Origin of the sequence: Winogradskyella aurantiaca, assembly GCF_003362725.1 — a bacterium.
In the GTDB taxonomy this organism is placed as follows: Bacteria; Bacteroidota; Bacteroidia; order Flavobacteriales; family Flavobacteriaceae; genus Winogradskyella_A; species Winogradskyella_A aurantiaca.
In genome coordinates this window covers 60,735-84,041 of sequence record NZ_QKTV01000009.1, presented here as the reverse complement: position 1 = coordinate 84,041, position 23,307 = coordinate 60,735, and the positions used below count along the sequence as shown (strand labels likewise).

Annotated in this window: 21 protein-coding genes; 10 read left to right on the top strand and 11 right to left on the bottom strand. The window is 36.6% G+C overall.

All coding sequences use genetic code 11. The features are described 5' to 3' along the window. Nucleotides 1-2 precede the first annotated feature (2 nt). The 6 genes from rplD to rpsL all read right to left on the bottom strand — a co-directional run bounded on the left by rplD (nucleotide 3) and on the right by rpsL (nucleotide 4,712). Nucleotides 3-632 carry a 50S ribosomal protein L4 gene (gene rplD / locus DN064_RS13610; protein ID WP_115463212.1) on the bottom strand — a complete coding sequence of 210 codons (630 nt, stop codon included), beginning with the start codon at nucleotides 630-632 and terminating at the stop codon, nucleotides 3-5. Further along, nucleotides 632-1,249, bottom strand: coding sequence for a 50S ribosomal protein L3 (gene rplC, locus DN064_RS13605; protein ID WP_115463211.1), 618 nt, complete (start codon nucleotides 1,247-1,249; stop codon nucleotides 632-634). The genes rplD and rplC overlap by 1 nt, the downstream gene beginning before the upstream one ends. Nucleotides 1,250-1,387: 138 nt before the next feature. Continuing rightward, nucleotides 1,388-1,693: a 30S ribosomal protein S10 gene (rpsJ, locus tag DN064_RS13600; RefSeq protein WP_007650482.1), complete on the bottom strand. Its 306-nt coding sequence runs from the start codon at nucleotides 1,691-1,693 to the stop codon at nucleotides 1,388-1,390. Between the two features lie 11 nt (nucleotides 1,694-1,704). Beyond that, complete coding sequence (gene fusA, locus DN064_RS13595; protein ID WP_115463210.1) at nucleotides 1,705-3,831, bottom strand: elongation factor G; 2,127 nt, start codon at nucleotides 3,829-3,831, stop codon at nucleotides 1,705-1,707. Between the two features lie 7 nt (nucleotides 3,832-3,838). Then, on the bottom strand, nucleotides 3,839-4,315 hold the full coding sequence (rpsG, locus tag DN064_RS13590; RefSeq protein ID WP_115463209.1) for a 30S ribosomal protein S7: 477 nt from the start codon (nucleotides 4,313-4,315) through the stop codon (nucleotides 3,839-3,841). A gap of 22 nt (nucleotides 4,316-4,337) precedes the next feature. After that, nucleotides 4,338-4,712: a 30S ribosomal protein S12 gene (gene rpsL, locus DN064_RS13585; RefSeq protein WP_008269190.1), complete on the bottom strand. Its 375-nt coding sequence runs from the start codon at nucleotides 4,710-4,712 to the stop codon at nucleotides 4,338-4,340. A 260-nt stretch (nucleotides 4,713-4,972) separates the two neighbouring features. Between rpsL and DN064_RS13580 the strand changes: the two genes are divergently transcribed. The 6 genes from DN064_RS13580 (at nucleotide 4,973) to rlmB (ending at nucleotide 15,682) form a co-directional block, all read left to right on the top strand. Next, a complete protein-coding gene (locus DN064_RS13580; protein WP_232827501.1) occupies nucleotides 4,973-6,577 on the top strand; it encodes a POTRA domain-containing protein in 1,605 nt (534 codons plus the stop codon). Nucleotides 6,578-6,624: 47 nt separating this feature from the next. Further along, nucleotides 6,625-8,268 carry an aryl-sulfate sulfotransferase gene (locus tag DN064_RS13575; RefSeq protein ID WP_115463207.1) on the top strand — a complete coding sequence of 548 codons (1,644 nt, stop codon included), beginning with the start codon at nucleotides 6,625-6,627 and terminating at the stop codon, nucleotides 8,266-8,268. A gap of 729 nt (nucleotides 8,269-8,997) precedes the next feature. Then, complete coding sequence (locus tag DN064_RS13570) at nucleotides 8,998-12,231, top strand: SusC/RagA family TonB-linked outer membrane protein (RefSeq protein WP_232827500.1); 3,234 nt, start codon at nucleotides 8,998-9,000, stop codon at nucleotides 12,229-12,231. A gap of 13 nt (nucleotides 12,232-12,244) precedes the next feature. Then, nucleotides 12,245-13,918, top strand: a complete 1,674-nt coding sequence (locus tag DN064_RS13565) for a SusD/RagB family nutrient-binding outer membrane lipoprotein (protein ID WP_115463206.1) — start codon at nucleotides 12,245-12,247, stop codon at nucleotides 13,916-13,918. A 9-nt stretch (nucleotides 13,919-13,927) separates the two neighbouring features. Further along, complete coding sequence (locus DN064_RS13560) at nucleotides 13,928-14,854, top strand: hypothetical protein (protein WP_157962321.1); 927 nt, start codon at nucleotides 13,928-13,930, stop codon at nucleotides 14,852-14,854. 96 nt (nucleotides 14,855-14,950) lie between these two features. Continuing rightward, nucleotides 14,951-15,682, top strand: a complete 732-nt coding sequence (gene rlmB, locus DN064_RS13555; RefSeq protein ID WP_115463204.1) for a 23S rRNA (guanosine(2251)-2'-O)-methyltransferase RlmB — start codon at nucleotides 14,951-14,953, stop codon at nucleotides 15,680-15,682. Here the strand turns inward: rlmB and DN064_RS13550 are convergent. Next, complete coding sequence (locus tag DN064_RS13550; RefSeq protein WP_115463203.1) at nucleotides 15,679-16,404, bottom strand: rhomboid family intramembrane serine protease; 726 nt, start codon at nucleotides 16,402-16,404, stop codon at nucleotides 15,679-15,681. The genes rlmB and DN064_RS13550 overlap by 4 nt on opposite strands. A 75-nt stretch (nucleotides 16,405-16,479) precedes the next feature. Here DN064_RS13550 and DN064_RS13545 point away from each other — a divergent pair, with 75 nt between their 5' ends. Then, the gene (locus DN064_RS13545) at nucleotides 16,480-17,757 is read left to right on the top strand and encodes a replication-associated recombination protein A (RefSeq protein WP_115463202.1); all 1,278 of its coding nucleotides are present in this window, start codon (nucleotides 16,480-16,482) and stop codon (nucleotides 17,755-17,757) included. On the opposite strand, the gene DN064_RS13540 is transcribed toward DN064_RS13545, so the two are convergent. Genes DN064_RS13540 through radC form a run of 4 tightly spaced genes read right to left on the bottom strand, consistent with a single transcriptional unit; the run spans nucleotide 17,751 to nucleotide 21,297 of the window. Beyond that, on the bottom strand, nucleotides 17,751-18,602 hold the full coding sequence (locus tag DN064_RS13540) for a hypothetical protein (RefSeq protein ID WP_115463201.1): 852 nt from the start codon (nucleotides 18,600-18,602) through the stop codon (nucleotides 17,751-17,753). The genes DN064_RS13545 and DN064_RS13540 overlap by 7 nt on opposite strands. 1 nt (nucleotide 18,603) lies before the next feature. Next, nucleotides 18,604-19,293: a YjjG family noncanonical pyrimidine nucleotidase gene (locus tag DN064_RS13535; RefSeq protein ID WP_115463200.1), complete on the bottom strand. Its 690-nt coding sequence runs from the start codon at nucleotides 19,291-19,293 to the stop codon at nucleotides 18,604-18,606. Beyond that, the gene (locus DN064_RS13530) at nucleotides 19,283-20,581 is read right to left on the bottom strand and encodes a polysaccharide deacetylase family protein (RefSeq protein ID WP_115463199.1); all 1,299 of its coding nucleotides are present in this window, start codon (nucleotides 20,579-20,581) and stop codon (nucleotides 19,283-19,285) included. Before DN064_RS13530 ends, DN064_RS13535 begins: the two co-directional genes overlap by 11 nt. A gap of 17 nt (nucleotides 20,582-20,598) precedes the next feature. After that, complete coding sequence (gene radC, locus DN064_RS13525) at nucleotides 20,599-21,297, bottom strand: RadC family protein (protein WP_115463198.1); 699 nt, start codon at nucleotides 21,295-21,297, stop codon at nucleotides 20,599-20,601. 60 nt (nucleotides 21,298-21,357) lie between these two features. Between radC and DN064_RS13520 the strand changes: the two genes are divergently transcribed. From DN064_RS13520 to DN064_RS13510, 3 genes are read left to right on the top strand one after another with little or no spacing between them, the layout of a single operon-like run. Beyond that, on the top strand, nucleotides 21,358-21,801 hold the full coding sequence (locus DN064_RS13520) for a DUF1569 domain-containing protein (RefSeq protein WP_115463197.1): 444 nt from the start codon (nucleotides 21,358-21,360) through the stop codon (nucleotides 21,799-21,801). After that, nucleotides 21,801-22,391: an FMN-binding negative transcriptional regulator gene (locus tag DN064_RS13515; protein ID WP_115463196.1), complete on the top strand. Its 591-nt coding sequence runs from the start codon at nucleotides 21,801-21,803 to the stop codon at nucleotides 22,389-22,391. The genes DN064_RS13520 and DN064_RS13515 overlap by 1 nt, the downstream gene beginning before the upstream one ends. Nucleotides 22,392-22,404: 13 nt before the next feature. After that, complete coding sequence (locus DN064_RS13510; RefSeq protein ID WP_115463195.1) at nucleotides 22,405-23,292, top strand: dienelactone hydrolase family protein; 888 nt, start codon at nucleotides 22,405-22,407, stop codon at nucleotides 23,290-23,292. Nucleotides 23,293-23,307 lie beyond the last annotated feature (15 nt).

Genomic DNA, 23,307 nt, shown 5'->3' with positions numbered 1-23,307 from the left:
TTCTATTTACTTAAATTCGATTCAATTCCTTCTAACGCACTTTCTAAAAGAACTACTTTATTAGCTCTCATAATCTTGTAAGTACTTAATTCTGAGTTGGTTACAACTTCAGAGCCTTTTAAATTGCGCGACGACAAATATACGTTATTATTTGAGTCACCCAACACGAACAAAGACTTTTTGTTTTCTATCTCTAATGCCTTTAGCACGTTAACAAAATCCTTAGTTTTTGGAGCTTCAAAATTAAAGTCCTCTACAACCACGATGGATTTGTCATTTGCCTTAAGAGTTAAGGCAGACTTTCTAGCTAAACGCTTAAGATTTTTGTTCAATTTAAACCCGTAATTTCTAGGTCTAGGACCAAACATACGTCCACCACCTTTAAACACCCCAGACTTGATACTTCCCGCACGAGCTGTACCAGTTCCTTTTTGTTTTTTGATCTTACGAGTACTACCAGTAATCTCACCTCTTTCTTTAGCCTTGTGAGTTCCTTGTCTTTGATTAGCCAAGTATTGCTTCACATCTAAATAAACAGCGTGATTGTTTGGTTCAATAGCAAACACTTCTTTAGAAAGCTCTGCTTTTCTACCAGTGTCATTTCCTTTAATATCTAAAACTGCTACCTTCATTACTTCTCAATAATTACATAAGAGTTCTTATGACCAGGCACACATCCTTTAACAACTAATAAGTTCTTTTCAGGAACAACCTTGTACACTCTTAAATTTTGAACTTTAACTGTTTCACCGCCCATTCTACCGGCCATTTTCATTCCTTTAAATACTCTTGCAGGATATGAAGCGGCACCAATAGAACCTGGAGCTCTTAAACGGTTATGTTGACCGTGAGTTGCTTGACCAACACCAGCAAAATTGTGGCGTTTAACAACCCCCTGGAATCCTTTACCTTTAGAAGTTCCAGAAATATCAACAAACTCTCCTTCCATAAAGTGATCTACAGTAATAGCATCACCTAATTTGTACTCCTCATCAAAACCTTTGAATTCAACGACTTTGCGCTTTACAGAAGTACCAGCTTTCTTAGCATGACCTAAGTCTGCTTTAGTAGCACTTTTCTCTGTCGCGTCATCGAAACCAAGTTGTAAGGCATTATAACCATCAACTTCTTCGGTTCTGACTTGGGTAACGATACATGGACCTGCTTCAATAACGGTACATGGAATATTCTTTCCATTCTCGTCGAAGATGCTGGTCATACCGATTTTCTTTCCAATTAACCCAGACATTTTAATTATTATTTATTGTTACTATTTATTATTCAAAATTCAAGGCCGAAATACATTTCAGCCTTGAATTGTATTTTTACCGTTTTTCCTTCGCTCGCAGCTCCGGACATGTTTTCCTGAACAATTCAGGATTTATACTTACACTTTGATCTCAACTTCAACCCCACTTGGCAACTCTAACTTCATTAAAGCATCAATTGTCTTTGAGGACGATGAGTAGATATCCAATAATCTCTTATAAGAACTTAATTGGAACTGCTCTCTCGACTTCTTGTTTACGTGAGGAGAACGTAATACTGTAAAGATTTTTTTGTGAGTTGGTAACGGAATTGGACCTGTTACAACCGCTCCTGTACTTTTTACAGTTTTTACAATCTTATCAGCAGACTTGTCTACTAAGTTGTGATCGTATGATTTTAATTTTATTCTGATTTTCTGACTCATTTTCTTAAAATTTAAGCTTCAACTCCTTTTGCTGCTTTAATCACCTCTTCCGAAATGTTAGAAGGTGTTTCAGCATAGTGTGAAAATTCCATAGTAGATGTTGCTCTACCTGATGATAATGTTCTTAATGATGTTACATAACCAAACATTTCAGATAATGGCACATTTGCCTTAACAACTTTAGATCCTGCTCTATCGCTCATGTCATTTACCTGACCACGACGACGGTTAAGATCTCCAACAATATCTCCCATGTTTTCTTCAGGAGTTAACACTTCCAATTTCATAATTGGCTCCATGATGACGGCTTTAGCAGCTTTAGCAGCAGCTTTAAAACCTAATTTAGCAGCCAATTCGAATGATAACTGATCAGAATCCACATCGTGGTAAGATCCATCAGTTAAGGTAACCTTCATAGCATCTACTTCATAGCCTGCCAATGGGCCATTTACCATAGCTTGCTTAAACCCTTTCTCTACGGATGGAATAAATTCTTTAGGTACGTTACCACCTTTGATATTAGAAACAAATTCTAAACCTTGCTTTCCTTCTTCAGCAGGCTCAAGAGTAAATACGATATCAGCAAATTTACCACGTCCACCAGATTGTTTCTTATAAACTTCTCTGTGTTGTGCAACTTGGGTAATTGCTTCTTTGTACTCTACCTGAGGCTGACCTTGGTTAACCTCTACCTTGAACTCACGTTTAAGACGGTCTACAATAATATCTAAGTGAAGCTCACCCATACCAGAGATAATCGTCTGACCAGAAGCTTCATCAGTTCTAACAGTAAATGTTGGATCTTCTTCAGCTAACTTAGCTAAAGCAATGCCCAACTTGTCAACATCTGCCTTTGTTTTAGGCTCAACTGCAATACCGATTACCGGATCAGGGAAGTCCATTGATTCCAATACAATTGGAGACTTCTCAGCCGATAATGTGTCACCAGTTTTAATGTCTTTAAATCCTACAGCAGCTCCAATATCACCAGCCTCGATATACTCGATAGCATTTTGCTTATTAGAGTGCATCTGGTAGATACGTGAAATACGTTCCTTTTTACCAGATCTATTATTCAATACGTAAGAACCAGCGTCTAAACGACCTGAATAAGCTCTGAAGAATGCTAAACGTCCAACAAATGGATCTGTAGCAATCTTAAATGCTAAAGCTGAAAATGGCTCTTTAACATCTGGCTTTCTTGAAACTTCCTCATCAGTGTCAGGATTAGTTCCAACGATAGCGTCTTTATCAACTGGTGATGGTAAATAACGACATACACAGTCTAATAAGAACTGAACCCCTTTATTTTTGAACGCAGAACCACATACCATAGGAATGATAGCCATATCCATAACGGCAGCTCTCAATGCCGCATGAATTTCTTCTTCAGTAATAGAGTCTTCATCTTCGAAGAACTTCTCCATTAACTCCTCATCATATTCAGCAACAGCTTCGATTAACGCAGCTCTGTACTCGCTAACTTCATCTTGCATCTCTGCAGGAATATCTACAACATCGAATGTAGAACCAAAGTTCTCTTCGTGCCATACAATAGCTCTATTTTTTACAAGGTCAACAATACCTCTAAAATCAGCTTCGTCACCAATTGGCAATACAATTGGCACCGCATTAGACCCTAACATATCCTTTACTTGCTGACATACCGCTAAGAAATTAGATCCTTGACGGTCCATTTTGTTTACAAAGCCCATGCGAGGTACTTTATAATTATCAGCTAGTCTCCAGTTAGTCTCAGATTGTGGCTCAACACCATCAACAGCACTAAATAAGAATACTAATCCATCAAGTACACGTAATGATCTATTTACCTCAACAGTAAAATCAACGTGACCTGGGGTATCAATAATATTGAAATGGTAACCCTTAGCATCTGCAGTTGGTTTACCTTGCTCAGTTGGAAACTGCCAAGTACAAGTTGTTGCAGCTGAAGTAATAGTAATACCTCTTTCTTGCTCTTGCTCCATCCAGTCCATAGTAGCAGCACCATCGTGAACCTCACCAATTTTATGCGATACACCCGTGTAAAATAAAACACGCTCTGTAGTAGTAGTTTTACCAGCGTCAATATGCGCGGCTATACCTATATTTCTAGTATATTTTAAATCTCTTCCCATTTGTTAATTAGAATCTAAAGTGAGAGAATGCTTTGTTAGCTTCTGCCATTTTATGAGTGTCAACTCTTTTCTTCACTGCAGCACCTTCTTCTTTTGAAGCGGCTATGATTTCAGCAGCTAGCTTTTGAGCCATAGACTTCTCATTTCTTTTACGGGCATATCCAATCAACCACTTCATTGCAGTTGACACCTTTCGGTCTGGACGTATTTGCATTGGAATTTGGAATGTAGCTCCACCCACTCTTCTACTTCTTACTTCTACGTGTGGCATTACATTAGATAACGCATCTTTCCAAAGCTCTAATGCTGTCTTTTCTTCGTTATTGTTTTTTTCTTCAACAATATCAATGGCATCATAGAAAACCTTAAATGCCACAGACTTCTTTCCATCCCACATCATCATGTTAACGAATCTAGTTACTAACTGATCGTTAAACTTTGGATCTGGTAAAAGAGGTCTTTTCTTTGCTTGTCTTTTTCTCATGTCTTCTTCTTAAAGTGTTTAATTACTTCTTAGGGCGTTTTGCACCATACTTAGATCGCCTCTGTGTTCTACCTGCTACACCGGCTGTATCCAATGCACCACGAACAATGTGATATCTAACACCTGGTAAATCTTTTACCCTTCCACCTCTAACCAATACTATCGAGTGCTCCTGGAGGTTATGTCCTTCACCACCGATGTATGCGTTAACCTCGTTTCCGTTTGTTAAACGAACCCTTGCAACCTTTCTCATTGCTGAGTTAGGTTTCTTTGGAGTCGTTGTATAAACACGAGTACATACACCACGTCTTTGCGGACACGAATCCAAAGCAGCCGATTTACTCTTCTTGGTTATTTTGGCTCTTCCTTTTCGTACTAATTGTGAAATTGTTGGCATATAATATTATTATATAAATTTAAAACCCTCACTTTTGAGGGCTGCAAAGGTAGAAATTAAAATCAATAATTCAAATAGTACTTTCCTTATTTTCAAAAAGAAAAAAGCATCAAATCAAATTGCTTATATAATAAGGTCTATTTTTACGTTCTTAAGATAGTTTTTGAACGGAGTCAATGATACCAAATCGGTTTCTTTATTTTATACTACTTCTCTTTATAAGTTCTCTTAAGGGAGTTGGCCAAACACTCCAACTTAACTTGTCGACTTTAGATTCAATAAACCAGCGCACTTTAGATTCTATTGGTTATCAAAATAAACATGCCAGTATTAAAAGTCTGACAGCTGAGATTGATACACTGCAATACAAAATTATAAGACTAGGGTACATCGATTCTTATCATACCGAGATAATGAAAGAAACCGACTCGCTTTATACATCTGAATTCTATCTCGGCGAACGCGTAAGGAGTATACAAATACAGCTAGATTCGACTATATCTGATAAGATACGACTTCAATTTCTACAAGATCCCAAATTAAATTATTTGGAGATCCCAATAGACCAATTAGAAACTGTTTTAACCAATTTAAATACAGCCTTTATTGAAGATGGGTATCCATTTTCAAAACTCAAACTCGACAACATACAAAAGGTCAGTCCTTCTTTGATGAGTGCAGATTTAAAGATCATCTCAAACCAAGCCAGGCGTATTGACAAAATAGTCGTCAAAGGTTATGAGAAATTCCCGAAGTCATACGTAAGACGCTATTTAAAAATTAAAGAAGGAGATATCTTTAAGCTGGCAGAGCTCAAAGAACGAACCGATCAGCTATCAAATTTGATTTTTGCCAATCAAGTAAGAGAACCCGAAGTACTATTCACAAAAGATTCAACTGTATTGTATCTATATATAGAAAAGGACCCCAGTAATAATTTTGACGGTTTTCTTGGTTTTGGCACCAACGAGCAAACGAACAAACTAGAACTGGATGGATATCTAAACCTTCATCTTATTAATAACCTTAATTACGGTGAGTCCTTAAAAATCTCATACAAGAGTGACGAAATAGATCAACAAACAATTGATGTTCAAGTCTCAACGCCTTACCTATTTAGGTCGCCAATTGGAGCAGAATTCAGACTCAATATCTTTAGGAAAGACACCACATTTGTAACCACCAATCAACATTTAAAAGTCAATTACCAGGTCAACCCAAAAAGTCGGCTAAGTCTTGGTATTTCTGGCATTACTTCAAGTAATTTACAAGATGATACTAGTACCTTCATTGAAGACTATAAAAGCACCTTTTATTCATTAACATATGACTTTGTGATACCCCAGTATTACGATGATCTTTTTCCAGTTAACTTTTTAGTGGATCTAAGTCTTAATCAGGGTAATAGAAAGACAGATGTAGAGACTACCAATCAATCCAAAATATTACTCAATACTTATAAATTGTTCAATTTAAACACACGCAATAGTATTTATCTTAGGTTTAATGGCGCAGCCTTAATATCTAACAATTACTTTGACAACGAACTATTTAGGTTTGGCGGTATTAATTCCATTCGTGGATTTGAAGAAAATAGCCTAGTGGCTAATCTTTATGGAGTCATTAATACCGAATACCGGTATCGCCTTAGCAATAACCTCTTTGTCAATTCAGTCATTGATGGTGCCTACTATCAAAACCAGTTAATAGATGTTGAAGAAAAATTGTTTGGATTTGGTTTTGGGTTTGGTCTATTAACAAACACAGGTTTATTTAGATTCAATTATGCAGTTTCAAAGGTTGATAATCAACCCTTTCGACTCTCAAATTCAAAAGTTCATATAAGCCTAGTTGCCAGATTCTAATGCGTTGATATTTTCCTTTTATATTTACGACCAATTTTAAAAAGCACATGATCAATAAAATTACTCTTCTCATATTACTCTTGTCCTTGATCGGGCATTCTCAGAATACCATTGGAACGATAAGCATAGAAGAAGGTGTTTATGACGCTTACACCTTGGCGACGGTCCATAGAGAGTCTTATTTAATAAACAATTGCGGTGAGATAATTAATCAGTGGACAAGTGATTATTTGCCCGGCACATCTGTTTACCTCCTTCCAAACGGCAACTTATTAAGACCAGGAAGGTTAGATGATGGAAGTAGTGATATTGGTTTTGGTGGGCAAGGTGGTATTGTGGAATTATTCAATTGGGAAGGTGATAAAATTTGGGAATACGTCTACAGTAGTAATTCTTTTAGACAGCATCATGATGTTTACCCCCTACCAAATGGAAATATCTTGATTTTGGCAGCTACGGTTGTTGAAGGTACCGATGCCATCCAGGCAGGGCGCAATCCGGCTTTATTATCAGAAACCAATTTATACAATGAACGGATTTTTGAAATTGAACCCAATGGCTCTAATGGTGGGACTGTAGTCTGGGAATGGAATGCTATTGATCATGTGATTCAAGATTTTGACAATACCAAAGATAATTTTGGAGTGGTTGCTGATTCCCCAGAAAAAATTGATATCAATTTCCTCAATGGTAATGATCCCAATTTGAATTGGCTTCATATAAACTCAATTCAGTATAACGAGGATTTAGATCAAATTGTCATTAGCACCCGTAACCTTTGTGAAATTTGGATTATTGATCATTCAACTACCACGGCTGAAGCGGCATCCTCAAGTGGGGGCACCTATGGCAAAGGCGGGGATCTTTTGTACCGTTGGGGAAACCCACAAGCATACAAGCAAGGAGATGCTTCTGATCAAAAATTATTTGGCCAACACACTCCATATATCATACCTAATGGTTTACCAAATGCAGGAAAACTAATGGTTTTCAATAATGGGTTTAAAAGAAGTCCAAGTTTCTCTCAAGTGGATATTATAAATCTACCAACAAGCGCACCTGGATTTTACCAATACACCCCAGGCACTGCCTATGGTCCATCGGAAACTGACTTTACATTCCCAGAGACCCCCCCATTTGAAGATTCTGAATTTTACTCGGCTATTGTGAGTAATGCCCAACAATTACCCAATGGAAATATCTTAGTTTGCGAAGGACGTGAGGCCATTTTCTTTGAACTTGACAACAACAATAATATTGTTTGGAAATACCTTCTACCAGTTAGTAATGCTGATGGTACTTTGTACCAACAAGGAGATACCCCCCCGGTCAACGCATTCTCTTTTAGAGCTATTAAATACCCATTGGATTATGAGGCATTCGATGGAAGAGATCTAACACCGGGTGACACAATAGAATTTAATCCTGATCTATCACCTTGCGAATTATTAGGGATGGAAGAAGATAACTTCACCAATGTATTACTCTATCCCAACCCAAGTCGAGACTTCGTTACTATTAGAAGTGCAGACCCAATAACTTCTATCAGCTTATTTAATATAAATGGGCAATTAATCTCTACTCAAACAGGAGGGAACAGTATTGATTTGCGTCGAATTGAAGATGGCATTTACTTTGTAAAAATTTCATCAAATTTTGGAAGTTTTGTAAAAAAATTAATTAAAAAATAAATCCATCGCTTTGTTTATTCTAGAAATAAATTTGCAATGGCTTTTCCTTCAATTTAGTAATATATGTTTATCAAGTGGTGAATCTTCAATTATTTGAAAAGAAAATATGATTTCTTTTAGTTGTATTTTTATGAATCCGCCTTTCTACAGGGACCCCTCGATTCAGAGTAAAAAATATCCATAGATAATTAAATTCAATAATAATTACTGCTACAGCTTTAGGTACCTTTTATCACTTCCCAGTTCCGCATTTAATAAAAAACATACGTAGCATGATTATACAATCGTGGTAGTATTGTTTCTAAAAACTCATTAATAAAACGAGTCATAGGTTAGAGATGAACATTTTTAAAACAGAACTCTATCATCGCTGAGTTACATGATTTATTTCCCTGATATTCTCATCTTTAGATAGCAAATCTGAAAAATTCATCTTGCTTTTTATTAAGTATACAGACTTAGTCATTATTGTATTTATACTTTTTTAACTCTTTTACTGTGATTTTTCTATTAAAAACCAAAATAATTTAAAAATAAATATTTTTTATTAACAAGTAAATCTAACTTGATAATTAAATTTTATTACTGAATATCAGAACATTACAGTTCCTTTCTAAATTTAATATTACATTACATCTATTACATGTTAACATTTTGTTAAGTCGCTATTTTTGGATATTAACATTTATTTAGCATTTTCGCCCCAACTAACACATTCAAATATTATTTATGAAGTCAAAAATTCTACGATTTTTGGTGTTCTTCTTTGCTCTTGGTGTGCTTTCCATGCAAGCCCAAGAAAAGGAGATTACCGGTACAGTAACTGACGAATCTGGCATTCCACTACCAGGCGTTAGTGTTTTAATTAAAGGAACAACTAGTGGAACCCAAACGGATTTTAATGGTAACTACAATTTAGCCGTTAATCTTGGCGATATTGTTGTTTTTTCCTACATTGGAATGACAACCCAAGAAATCACTGTGGGCGATAATTCCGTTATAGATATTTCATTGAAAGAAGACAGTGAGGTACTTGAAGAAGTTATTGTAACGGCACAAGGGATTAAGAGAGAAAAGAAAGCTCTTGGATACGCCGTGAGTACAGTCGAATCTCAAGAAATTGAAGACAGACCTGAAGGAGATGTTGGTAGAATTTTAAGAGGAAAGGCATCTGGTGTTCAAATCACTCAACAAAGCGGTCTATCTGGTTCTGCAACAAACATCAACATCAGGGGGCAAATTTCATTTAATCAAAATAATCAACCTTTATTCATTGTTGACGGTGTACCATTCAGTTCGGACACCAACGCCTCTGGGGATTTCGTTGATGGAAACTCGGGTTCAAGTAGATTTTTAGATCTAGATCCCAATAATATCGAAAGTATCAATATCCTTAAAGGTTTTTCTGCTGCAACTATCTATGGTGAAGCTGGTAAAAATGGTGTCATTCTTATTACGACAAAAGGTGGAGCACTGGGGCAAACAGCCAAAAAAACTGAAATAACTATTAATCAAGGATTGTTTTTTAATGAAATTGCTTCTATGCCAGATTACCAATATCAATACGGTAATGGCTTCGACCAGGCTTTTGGTTGGTTTTTTAGTAATTGGGGCCCAAGTTTTAATGAAGACGGCCCTGCAGGTTGGGGTAATCAAAGTTCTATAGATGAAAATGGAACATTAGCGCATCCTTATTCAACGGCTTCATCAGCAACGGGAATTCCACAGGCCTTTCCAGAATTCGCGGATGCAAGATATGATTGGAAACCCTACAGAAGTGTTGAGAACTTCTTTAGAACAGGTGCTGTTGTGAGCACTTCAATTAATGCCGCCGGTTCAAGTGCTGATGGCAGAGTTGCTTATAATGTCAATTTTGGCCGTTTAGAAGATGAAGGTTTTACACCAGGTAATAAGCTTACAAGAACCAATTTTAGCGTTGGTGGAAGAGCTCAATTGAGTAATAACTTTACCGTTTCAGGTACAATGAATTTTAGCCGAACTGATTTCACAACTCCTCCATTTGCTGCGAGTCAAGGTAATGGTTCATTCGGTGAAGGATCTTCCATATTTGGAAATCTATTCTTCACTCCAATTAGTGTCGATCTGTTAGGATTACCATACCAGAACCCCGTAACTGGTGGGAGTGTCTACTACAGGCAAAATAATAGTATTCAGCACCCTCTATGGACTCTTAATAATGCTCAAAATCGTCAGTTGACTAATCGCGTTTACGGAAACTTGACTACGCAATATGATTTCAATGACAATTTAAATCTAGTATATAGAGTTGGCTTTGACTTCTATAATGAGCGGAATATTAATTTTCAAAATAAGGGTGGAGTGGATCTGCCTGCAAGAACAATTAGCGGTGTACTAGATACGTTTGACAATAATAATATGATTTGGGATCATAATTTTATTTTAAGTGGAAATTATGATTTAACTGACAAATTGGATTTACGATTTAACGCTGGTGCAACCTCAAGATATACCAATTATGACCGTCAAGGCGTAAGTAGCTCAGGTCAAAATGTCTTTGGTGTATTAAGACACTTCAATTTTGATTTACAACAAGATATTCAGTTTACAACTTACCAAAATATTGTTGGATTGTATGGACAATTTGAATTTGGCTATGATGACTTTTTATTTTTAACACTCAACGGTCGAAATGACTGGGCTTCAAATCTGCCGGAGGCCAATAATTCACTATTTTATAAGGGGGCTTCTGTTTCCTTTTTACCAACAGCTGTATTTGAAAATTTAAAATCAAACACCCTTAATTATCTTAAGGTAAGATTGGGCTATGGTGAATCTGCTGGATTTGCTACTGGGTTTCCAGCATCGAGCAATCTATTTATAAATACCCAAGCTTGGCTTGATGAAGGAACCACAGTAGTAACCAATACATTAGACAATGTTTTAGCTAATCCAAATATTAAGCCAGAACGTTATACAGAGTTTGAAGCAGGTTTTGAATCTCGATGGTTGGATAATAGAATTAGATTTGATTTCTCGTTTTTTGATAGAGTAACTAAAGATTTAATTGTTAATAGGCCATTGGATCCCGCTACTGGTGGGACTGAAATTCAAACCAATGTTGGAGAGGTAACCGGATGGGGGTTAGAAGCTGATTTAGGTATAGACATTATAAGAAGTGCTGAACCGACTGGATTTAATTGGGATATTAAATCAAACTTTACGTTGCTAAGATCCAAGGTTACAGATTTGGGTGCTGATACAGATATCATAATTTATGAAGGATTTTCTAATTTAGGAAATGCAGCTATTGAAGGGTTTCAACTAGGAACAATGGTTGGAAGTCGAATTGGAAGAGATGAGAATGGGAATTTTTTAGTTGATGCAAATGGTGATTATATAATTGAAAATCAAGATGAAAATGGCAGAATCCCAGTGATTGGTGATCCTAATCCAGATTTCATTTTAAACGTTGGAAGTGGCTTAAAGTTTAAAAACTTTAATTTCAACTTTTTATTCAATTATGTGCACGGAGGTGATGTCTATAGTTCAACAGTTGCCACCCTACTTGGTAGAGGATTAATTACAGAAACTGTTGATAGAGAAAGTACCTATATTCTTCCAGGAATTAATGCTGCCACTGGTGAGCCAAATACCACACAAATTAATAACTCAACATATTATTTTAATAATGTACTATTTGGTCCAAATGAGCTTCAGGTATATGATGCTACAACTATTAGACTTCAAGAGATATCTCTTAGTTATTCATTACCAAAAGAATTTCTTAAGAAATCCCCATTCGGATCAGTGACTTTTACAGCCCAAGGGTTTAATTTATGGTATAGAGCTGTAAACATTCCTAAGGGAGCAAATTTTGATCCTAATGTGGCAGGTCTAGGGGTCGGTAATGGCCAAGGCTTCGACTTTTTAAATGGCCCGAGTAGCAAAAGATATGGGTTCAGCGTTAATTTAACTTTTTAAGAACTAGATGATCATGAAAAAATTAATAAAATATACAGCAATTTTTATAGTCTTAGCATCATACATTTCTTGTGAAACCACAGATCTTGATTTAAGAACTAATCCAAATGCGCTTAGCCCTGAACAGGCTGATCCTAACTCTCTACTGAATAATATCCAACTGGAATTTATTGATGCAATTGATGGTAATGGCGATGGGTTTGGGAGAGTCGGTGCTGAGTTATCCAGAATCGACTACATGTTTGGTAGAAACTACACTAACAATTATAGCCCTTCAGATTTTGATGATGAATGGCAAAGCACTTATGCAGATATGATGGCAGATATAAGGGTCTTGACGCCATTAGCCGAAGAAGCTAATTTCACTCATCATCTTGGAATTGCGAAAACTCTAGAAGCCTATCTATTGATAACCTTAGTCGATTTTTTTGGGGATGTACCCTATTCTGAAGCAATTCAAGGAATAGCTAATCCAAACCCTAAACTTGATACTGGCGAGGAGGTATACAATAGTGCTTTGGCATTATTAGATGAGGCTATTGCCAATTTCGAATCTGATGCCTCCGCTGAACCAACTTCAGATTTTTTCTACAGCGGGAATACTGATAAATGGATTAAGGCAGTAAATACAATTAAATTAAAAATTTATGTTCAGACTAGATTAGTTGATGCAAATGCTGTTTCCAACTTTAACACTATCATAAACAATGGAAATTACATCTCCTCATCAGATGATGATTTCCAATTTAATGGTTGGGGGACTAATGAAGTTCAACCAGATGTGCGTCATCCACGTTACAGCAATAGTTATACTGTAACTGGCGGTGAAGACTACATGTCTAATTGGCTCATGAGTTATATGTTGAACAACAATGACCCAAGAATACGGTACTATTTTTATCGTCAAGTCAATGCCACTCCAGGTACAGGTACAGATCCAAATGAAGAGACTCTTCAATGTTCAGTGCAAGATGTTCCGGTACACTATTTAGGCACGCCTTTTGAAAATATTTGGTGTTCCTTACCTAATGGCTATTGGGGTAGAATTCATGGAAATAACGAGGGAATTCCACCTGACGGTTTCTTAAGAACATTAGCAGGAGTCTATCCAGCAGGAGGTGCCTTTGATGACGATCGTTTTGAAGCGCTTTCACAAGGAGATGGCGCAGCTGGTTTAGGCGCAATAACACCATTAATATTAGCTTCCACAGTTAGCTTTTATCAAGCTGAGATGGCCATGGTTAACAATAGTCCCCTCGAAGCTAAATCCTTTTTACTTGATGGATTAGCTAAATCTGTCACGAAAGTTACATCCTTTGGATCTTTTGATACCACAGCAGATTTGTCTATCGCACCAACTGCGCAGGATATCGCAAGTCATGCTGCTGATATCGAAGCAAAATTTGATTCTGCTTCCACTGAAGATCAATGGAATATTATTGGAGAAGAATTTTTTACTAATTTGTATGGAAATGGTATTGATGGTTATAATTTTTACAGACGTACAGGATTTCCAAATACTGTACCACCCAATATTGAACCAAATCCAGGAGCTTTTATAAGATCATTGTTCTATCCTGCTAATTTTGTAAACAATAATTCTAACGCCACTCAGAAAGCAGCAGTAACCGAACAAGTGTTTTGGGATACTAATCCGGCTTCACCTGGCTTTCCAATAGCTAATTAATTAAAAAAAATGATGAAAAAAAACGTATATATTTTTAGTCTTTTTGCATTACTAATTGTTCTCGGATGTTCAAAAGATGACAGCAGTATTATAAGTCAAGTAGACAGTAATGTAGAAAGAGGCGCAATTCTGAGAACAATTAGTGTTGACCCATTAAATTTCGATTTAAGAGACCCAGAAAGATCGTGGAATCTACAAGTTGAAATGGAGGATAATAGAAACGGCAATCTATTAGATTTTGTGAATGTTTTTGTAACCTTCTTTGATAACACCCCAGAGAATGGATCTAATGATGTAGACAAGTCTTTTGTTAAACAAATCCCTGCTAATGCATTTTTTACTGGGGAAAATAATTTACCAAGAGCTGATCTTGAACTAACTTTACCTGAGGTGGCATCAGCGGCTGGTTTGACCCCAGAACAATATCAAGGAGGTGATGTTTTTAGAGTTGAACTTGAATTAAACTTAACCGATGGAAGAATCTTCACAAAAGATGATGTTAATGGTGGTGTTGCTGGCGGTTCTTTTTTCCGTTCACCATTTCAGTACAGACTAACGATAGTTGGATGCCCGCCACGACCAGGAACTTATACTATAAACATGACTGATGCTTATGGTGACGGATGGCAGTCCACCACTGCCGATGACGGGCCAGGAATTCAGGTCTTTGCTGATGGTATTTTAATCGCTGAAGTAGGTATTTGTACCGATTACAACGACTCTCAAGATGCGTGGTGTTCAGGAGGAGGTAGTAGCGGCAGCGATACTATCGATATTCCAGATGGTGTTGAAAATTTAGAATGGATATTTCCCGGAGACTTCTGGGGAGAAATGGGTTTTGAAATCTTAGGTCCTGAAGGTCAGGTATTATATACCGCCGCTGAAGGTTCACAAGCCGAGGGTGAGTTTTTTGTTGTCTTATGTAGATTTGATTAAGTATTAAATTAACATAGAAACAATTATTTGATGTTTTGACAAAGCTTTAGATTTTTAATCTAAAGCTTTGTTTATTGTAATATATTTAGACATTATATGAAGTATCATGACATATATGGAATCAGGGCTATTATTGAAGCTCTTGGTGCCAATCAATCCATCGACAAAGTTTTTATTCAGCAAGGCCTGGATGGTCCTTTAATTAAGGAATTAAAATCAGCACTTAAAAGAAATGGTATTACCCCTCATTATGTTCCTCAAGAAAAACTCTACCGGCTAAGTAAGGGCAATCATCAGGGTGCCATTGCTAAAATTTCACCCGTTAGTTTTATTGGAATTGAAGCGTTGGTTGAAGAAAGTCTTTCTAAATCTTCAAACCCGGTCTTTCTTATTCTTGACCAACTTAGCGACGTGAGAAATTTTGGAGCTATCATTAGAACAGCTGAGTGCACTGGAGTATCAGGAATTATTATTCAGAAACAAGGTAGTGCACCTATCAATGCTGACACCGTAAAAACAAGTGCTGGTGCAGTTTTTAACATGCCAATTTGCAAAGTAGATCATGTTAAAGACGCTATTTATTTTCTTCAGGGATCAGGCATAAAAATAATTGCTGCCTCTGAAAAAGCTACTGATTTGGTTTATAATCTAGATTTAAAGGAACCCATAGCACTAATTATGGGGTCGGAAGGTAAAGGAATAAATCCGTCTGTTTTAAAAATTAGTGATCATCTTGTAAAACTCCCAATAATAGGGAAAATTGATTCTTTAAACGTTTCTGTGGCCTGTGGTGCCATTCTATATGAAGTAGTTCGACAAAGGATTTAGTTGTCTTTTTTTTTGAAGATATAGTTGACATTTATTTTGTTAGTTTCTTCCTGATCTTCTTCATTCTTGTCGATATGTTCAATAAAATTTCCGTGTTCATCGAAGTGTCTCATAAATGGATCATCTTCCTCGTCGTAGTCAAGTTGTTCCCAACTATATTTTTCAGGCTTAGCAATAGACTTTCTAAAAATTAAAGCAAAAACAAAGCCTACAATCAACCCACTTAAATGCCCCTGCCAGGACATACCTTCTTTAATGGGAAATATATACCACACCATACTTCCGTACAAAAACACGACCAAGAAAGACAGTGCTACAAGCCTGTAATGACGTGCGAAGATCCCCTTAAAAAAAATAAACCCGAAAAGGACATAGATAACCCCACTTGCTCCAATATGATTACCCCGATTGGCAATAAGCCAGGTTAGCAAACCAGAAAAAAGAGCCCCTAATAACAAAACCTTCCATGCAATCTTTGGATAGAAAAAAAACAAGGCCATTGATAAGACAAATATGGGAATCGTATTATTATACAGATGGGAAATATCCCCATGCAGAAAAGGACTTGTAAATGCACCAAGAAATCCCCATGTTTCACTGGGGCGAACACCGAAACTTTTTATGCTATAATCCACTCGAACCTGATACCAGAATACCAGCCAAAGCAGCAATACAATAAGAACTGGATAAATAATAACTTTGGGTGAATACTTGAATTGCATGCTCAATCTTAAACAAAGATTTTACCAAATATAGTTTAATGAAATATTGTCATGGTCTTTTTGTAATTTCGATCAATGATCTCACCACTTGCAGAGCGCTTAAGGCCAAAATCATTAGACTCTTATTTAGGACAAGAACATCTTGTTTCTAAAGGGAAACCTGTGTATCAACAGATTAAAAACGGAGTCTTACCCTCAATACTCTTTTGGGGACCACCTGGTACTGGTAAGACTACTCTTGCTCAAATAATTGCACAAGAATCTGACAGACCTTTTTTTAAATTAAGTGCCATAAACGCTGGGGTCAAGGATGTACGAGATGTGATTGAAAGAGCCAAAAAAAATGACGGTTTATTTACCACTAAAAACCCCATACTATTTATTGACGAGATTCATAGATTTAGTAAATCGCAACAAGACTCTCTTCTGGAAGCAGTAGAAAAAGGATGGGTAACCTTGATTGGAGCTACTACTGAAAACCCAAGCTTTGAAGTAATCTCGGCCTTACTTTCAAGGTGCCAAGTTTATATTCTCAAATCACTAACCAAAAAAGATCTGGACGCCCTTTTAAAAATTGCAGCTGAAACGGATGAATTACTCCAAAAGAAATCTATTGAATTAAAAGAAACTGAGGAAATTATTAGATTGTCTGGAGGAGATGCACGCAAACTTTTAAACCTATTCGAACTTATTGTCAATAATATCAATGAAGATACTATAGTCATTACAAATCGGCTGGTAAACGAACAAATCCAATCCAAATCAGTTAGATATGATAAAACCGGAGAGCAACATTATGACATCATTTCGGCCTTTATTAAATCTATTAGAGGGAGCGACCCAAATGCAGCAGTCTATTACCTAGCACGAATGATAGAAGGTGGTGAAGATGTCAAATTTATAGCTAGACGACTCCTAATTTTGGCGAGTGAAGATATTGGCAATGCCAATCCAACAGCATTAGTAATTGCCAACAATACATTTCAAGCTGTTTCTGTTGTAGGAAATCCAGAATCAAGAATAATACTGAGCCAGTGTGTTATTTATTTAGCATGTTCTATAAAAAGTAACACCTCATACATGGCTATCAATAAGGCTCAAAAATTAGTTAAAGAAACTGGTGATCTTGAGGTTCCTATACACTTACGCAACGCACCTACCGCCTTAATGAAAGAGATTGGTTATGGGAAGACCTATAAATACGCACACGACTACGATGGGAATTTTATTAATCAAGAATTCTTACCGGAAGAAATTGCCAATACAACACTATTTGAACCTGGAGATAATCAGCGAGAAACAGCACAAAAATCCTATCTAAGAGAAAAATGGAAGGATAAGTATGGCTATTGAAATTTTAAATTTATCACCTCAACAGTTGTAACAGATGTGCCATCATTAGCAGAAATTTTCCACTGGCCATTGTGCTTAAAAACAATAGCATCCTGTCCCTTTACCATATATATACCCTCAGCAGCAGTAGAAAGAAGATTCATAATAATTGTGTCGGTCAAATCCTTTACCTCATAGCCATAATTGGTTTTTGTGGCTCTTAAAATAGCATCTGCCTCTACCTTTTTCTTTTCAAAACTAACTTCTGGACTGGTCGTAGCTTGAGGTTCAGTCGCGTCCACTGCTACCCCACTTACCGCTGCCAGGTCACCCGATACAGGCACTGAAGGACTCTTCAGGGGCACCTCAACTGCCTGTGGCTTAGATTTAGTTGCAATTACTTCCTTTTCGGAGGTCTCTTGTTGATCAACAGGCATGTACTTGTAAGGTAAATTGTCTATTGTTACAAAGGCGTCTCTTACCGATTCTTGATAGGCTCTCTCATGGTTGTTAGTACCCGATTTACCAATTCTGGATTCTAGTAAAATATTGTTTCTACAATCTTTAACGACGACCACTAGACGTTTTTGTCTGAAGCCGCCCTTGGCAGGAACAACCTCTGCATATGCCGCGAGGCACCGATCTTGAAATAGGTCTTGAGGTAATTCATCTTCTTCCAAATAAGCCTCAAATCCTTTACGATTAAATAAGAACTTAGTTAGTGAGTTTAAATTATAAGTATCCTTACCTTTTAAAAAGACAAACTGATTGGGAATGACAACATACTTGTATCTATCAAGTTGGCCTTGAGCTAGAAGAATTGTTGTAATTGATATTAACAAAATAGATAACTGTAGTCTCTTCATTTTAAAGCCAGTTTTTTAATTCGTTAAGTTTAGAAATTCTAAGTTTAGTGTAATCCTTGTTGCTGTTTTTATAATCAAACCAAACAGAATTCATACCAACATTTTCAGCACCTTCTACATCTGCCTCAATATTATCTCCTATCATAATGGATTCATCTGGTGCAGCTGAGGCCACTTGCATGGCAAAGTTAAAGATTCTTGGATTAGGCTTTTTGACTCCTACCTGTTCTGAATTGGTGACGGTCTGGAAATAATCAAGGATATTGGAATTGATAAGTTTGCGCTCTTGAGCCTCGCTGAAACCATTGGTAATAATATGAAGCTGATAATTTTGCTTTAAATATTCTAAAAGATCTACAGTCCCTTCAAATAAATAATTAATGGTCGTTAAATGTTCAATGTACGAAATAGACAAGATATCAATGACTTCATCTGCTGGAAAATAGGCTACAGAATCAAATGCCTCTCTCAAGCGATTATACCTGAGATCAGGTTTAGAAATACGCTCTTCTCTATAGAGTTTCCAATATTTTAGATTTATAGGTTCATACACATTTAAGAAATTATTCAAGTCCACTTCTATATTGTGAATCTCGAAAATACGTTTAAAGGTTAGTGCAGAGTTTTTATCAAAATCCCACAAAGTGTGATCCAGATCAAAAAACACGTGTTTAATATTTTTAAGTTTCAACTGAATCAATGATTTGATTAAACATTTCTCTAAACCCAGTCCAACGGGCTTCACTTCCCAAAGAATAATTATGAAAAACAGTTACAAAGGTACCATCAACACCTTTGATTACATTTACAATTCTATCAATTAGTTGTTTTCTATCGAGTTGCGATTTTAGTTTTAATAAGGCAAAATCCATACAATGATATGGAACGACCTGCAATGGGGTTTGAATTTCATAATCCAGATCATAGAAAAGAAATGGTGTACAGCTACCAGCTCTGAAACCAATATGGTTTACATACCCCATTGTAAAGTCTTTTCGTATTTCCAAATCATTTAAATTTCTATAAGTTGTAGGTAAATTTAGTTTTGAATACGAGTTTCTTACGGCAATAACTTCTCTATGTGTAATGCGCTCCATTCTATCTTTATCTCTTTTCAATTGCAGTGGATCTTCAAGGGAATTGTAGGATGCCTTGAGACCAACATCACAATAATCCGCAATAGATTTTATTAATGATACAAATATCTTTTTATTAGGACTAATATTCTTGTCATAGGTAGAGTAATCACCAATTAAGAAAAAGAATTGAAACTTTGTCTCTGCCGCTTTCTGTCTTTTAACAATCCATTTAAACGAATCATATGGATCACGCCGAAAGCCCGACATTACCAGAAATCGTTGATATAGTTGAAAAAACTTAAACCGAAGAATATCACTAGCATAGCCTCCAAAAGATCTCAGGAGTCCTTTGTGCTTAAAGTAATAAGCAATGGGAACATCAATGACTGGAATAATTTGGTATCTTTTCTTAGGAAAGATATAGCTAGGAAATTGAAGCTGTAGTTTAGTTTTTAGTTTTAAAGCCCAAATATCCACAACCGGTTGTTCTAAAAACCCATTTTGAAATGCAAGGCTCTCCGAAGCCATAAATCTTCCAAAATCATCACTAACATGTGGCCAATACTCCTCATATCTGCTCAGTAAAAAAAAGGAAGCAGCAAAAATATCAAAAGGTAAATCGCTACGTTCATTGGTTGGAAAAAAACCTTTAGTTTCCTCCCAATTCTGTACCTTGATATCAAAATCAGATAAGCCTTGGTCAAAAAGCAAATCATGACTTTTAACATGAAACTCGTTGCTCAAGGGCTTTTTTGAATACGACATCTTTATAGAATCATGAGCTATAAAGTCTTCAACCTTAGAGGTATAATTAACCTCAAGTAATAACACCCTTTTAAAAATATGATTAAAGGTATAGGTCAGTCTTGGTGTTATTTTATGCGTATAAACTAAAAGCATTAAGAACAGAACATTAATTAGAGGAAGCCTTCATCTGCGAAGCTAAAATACGCATGTTCTGTTACAATTAAATGATCCAAAACCTTCACATCTAATAATTCTCCAGCTGCCTTTAATTTTTGTGTAATAGACTTATCGGCTTTGCTGGCTCGAAGTGTACCTGATGGATGGTTATGAATTAAGATTATGGACGTAGCACCTTCCTCCAAAGCCTGTTTCATAACAAGTCTGGTATCTACCAATGTACCAGTCATACCACCTCTACTCAACTGTTGTTTTCTTAATATCTTATTAGAATTATTAAGGAATAAAATCCAAAACTCTTCATGAGGTAAGTCTCCAATTATTGGTTGCATAATTCTAAAAACAGTATTACTGGACTCAATTTTGTCCAACACAATTTCACCTTCAACACCCCTTCTTCTCCCTATCTCAAGAGCCGCGGCAATTGCAATAGCCTTAGCTTCTCCTATTCCCTTGAACTTCATGAGTTGTTTTAAGGATAACTTCCCTAATGAATATAAGTTGTTATCAACACTCGAAAGAATACGTTTACTTAGGGCAACAGCTGACTCGTTCTTGCTTCCTGAGCCAATAAGTATGGCGATTAATTCTGCATTGCTCAAAGAGTTTCTTCCCTTATCTCTTAACTTCTCACGAGGTTGATCGTCTTGAGACCAGGATTTAATGCTCATTGAGTTTGAAAATTCTGCCATAGGTTAAAGATAAAAAATTGAAAATTTCAATATCTTAACCAAAATTAGTTTTGTAAATCCATGAGGTCTTTTTTCAATAGTGGTATTTATGATGAGATTATTTCCAGGGTAAATCAACTCAATGAAGACACACCTGCACTTTGGGGCAGGATGAATCCTGCGCAGATGATGCATCACTGTCAAATGCCCTTACATATCATTCTTGAAAAGAACGATTATGGGGTGAAACCCAACTGGTTAATCAACCTACTCTTTAAAAAATCAATGTATAGTGATAAACTATGGCGAAAAAATATGCCTACGGCTAAAGGCTTTGCAGTAAAAGCAGATTATGATTTTAATAATGAGAAAGAAGAACTGCTAAGCCTCCTTACAGAATTGAACCAGCATAAAAATAAAACTGAATGGCAAGATCATCCGGCTTTTGGAAAGTTAAGCAAAGATCAATGGGGTAAAATGCAGTATAAACACCTGGACCATCACTTGAGACAATTTGGAGTTTAATGAAATACCCACCACAGCACCATCAAGACGACACACGTGAACACATGATTGCCGTTATAAAGCATTATCCGCTTGCAACTGTTATTTCTGTGCATGAGAATGAACCATTTGTAACTCATCTGCCCCTCGTGTTTGAAGACAATAAACTAATTGGGCATATAGATATTTTTAATCCACATGCCAAACTTCTGAAGGATAGCAAACCGGTAACAATAATTTTTCAAGGACCACAATGCTACATTTCACCCAGTGTATACAGCACCACGCAGTTGCCAACTTGGAACTATGTTAAGGTGCATATAAAGGGAATAGTTAATGCCATAGAAAACAAAGAGGCCTTAAAAGAATCTCTAATTACTATGACAGAATTTCTTGAAGGTGAAAACCCAAAATATACTTTAGATGCTGACAATCCCAGAATGCAGAGGAATTTAGACTATATTGAAATGTTCGAAATTAGTATCTTAGAATGGGAAGGGAAATTTAAATTATCACAGGATAAGAAACCAGGGGATAGAATGGCCGCAAGAGAAGAGCTCATTTCATCAAATCAAAAAAGTATCAGGCTCTTTTTAGATCTAATTTTTTAACAAATTCCGCACTATGAATAACATAAAAAAAGAAGACATAAGTCAGGATGTTTTTGATTTGTACGATGATTATGCGCATAACAAGCTCAATAGGAAGCAATTTTTAGAAAAGCTTTCTATTTATGCGGTAGGTGGGCTTACCTTACCCTCACTTTTAAATTTTATTTCACCAAACTATTTAGACACCTTATTGGTTCAACCAGATGACCCAAATCTTGATTCGAAGATGATTAATTACCGTTCACCCAAAGGTGGTGGCACTATCAGTGGTCTTTTTTCTATGCCTAAGGACCCAAGCGAAAAATTGCCTGGAATTGTTATTGTTCACGAAAACAGGGGGTTAAATCCATATATAGAAGACGTTGGGAGGCGCGCTGCTCTAGAAGGATTTATATCATTGGCACCTGATGCTCTATCCCCCCTTGGTGGTTATCCTGGAAATGATGATGATGGCAGAACAATGCAACGACAAAGGGACCGCAACGAGATGTTAGAAGATTTCATAGCTGCATTTGAACACCTCAGAACTCACGAGAAATGCAATGGCCGGATTGGGGTTGTTGGTTTTTGTTTTGGGGGGTGGATCTCTAATATGATGGCTGTAAAATTACAGGAATTAGGTGCGGCAGTACCTTATTATGGACGACAACCTCAGACCTCAGCGGAGGTTGCTCAAATAAAGGCACCTCTGATGCTTCATTATGCAGAATTAGATAAGCGCGTAAATGCCGGATGGCCAGATTATGAAATTGAACTAAAGAAAAACAATATTACCTATGAAGCCTATATTTATCGAGAGGTTAACCACGGCTTCCATAATAACACCACCCCACGTTATGATAAAGCTGCGGCCAATTTATCATGGGAAAGAACCATCAAATTCTTTAAAACTCACTTGTAGAATAGTTAACCACTA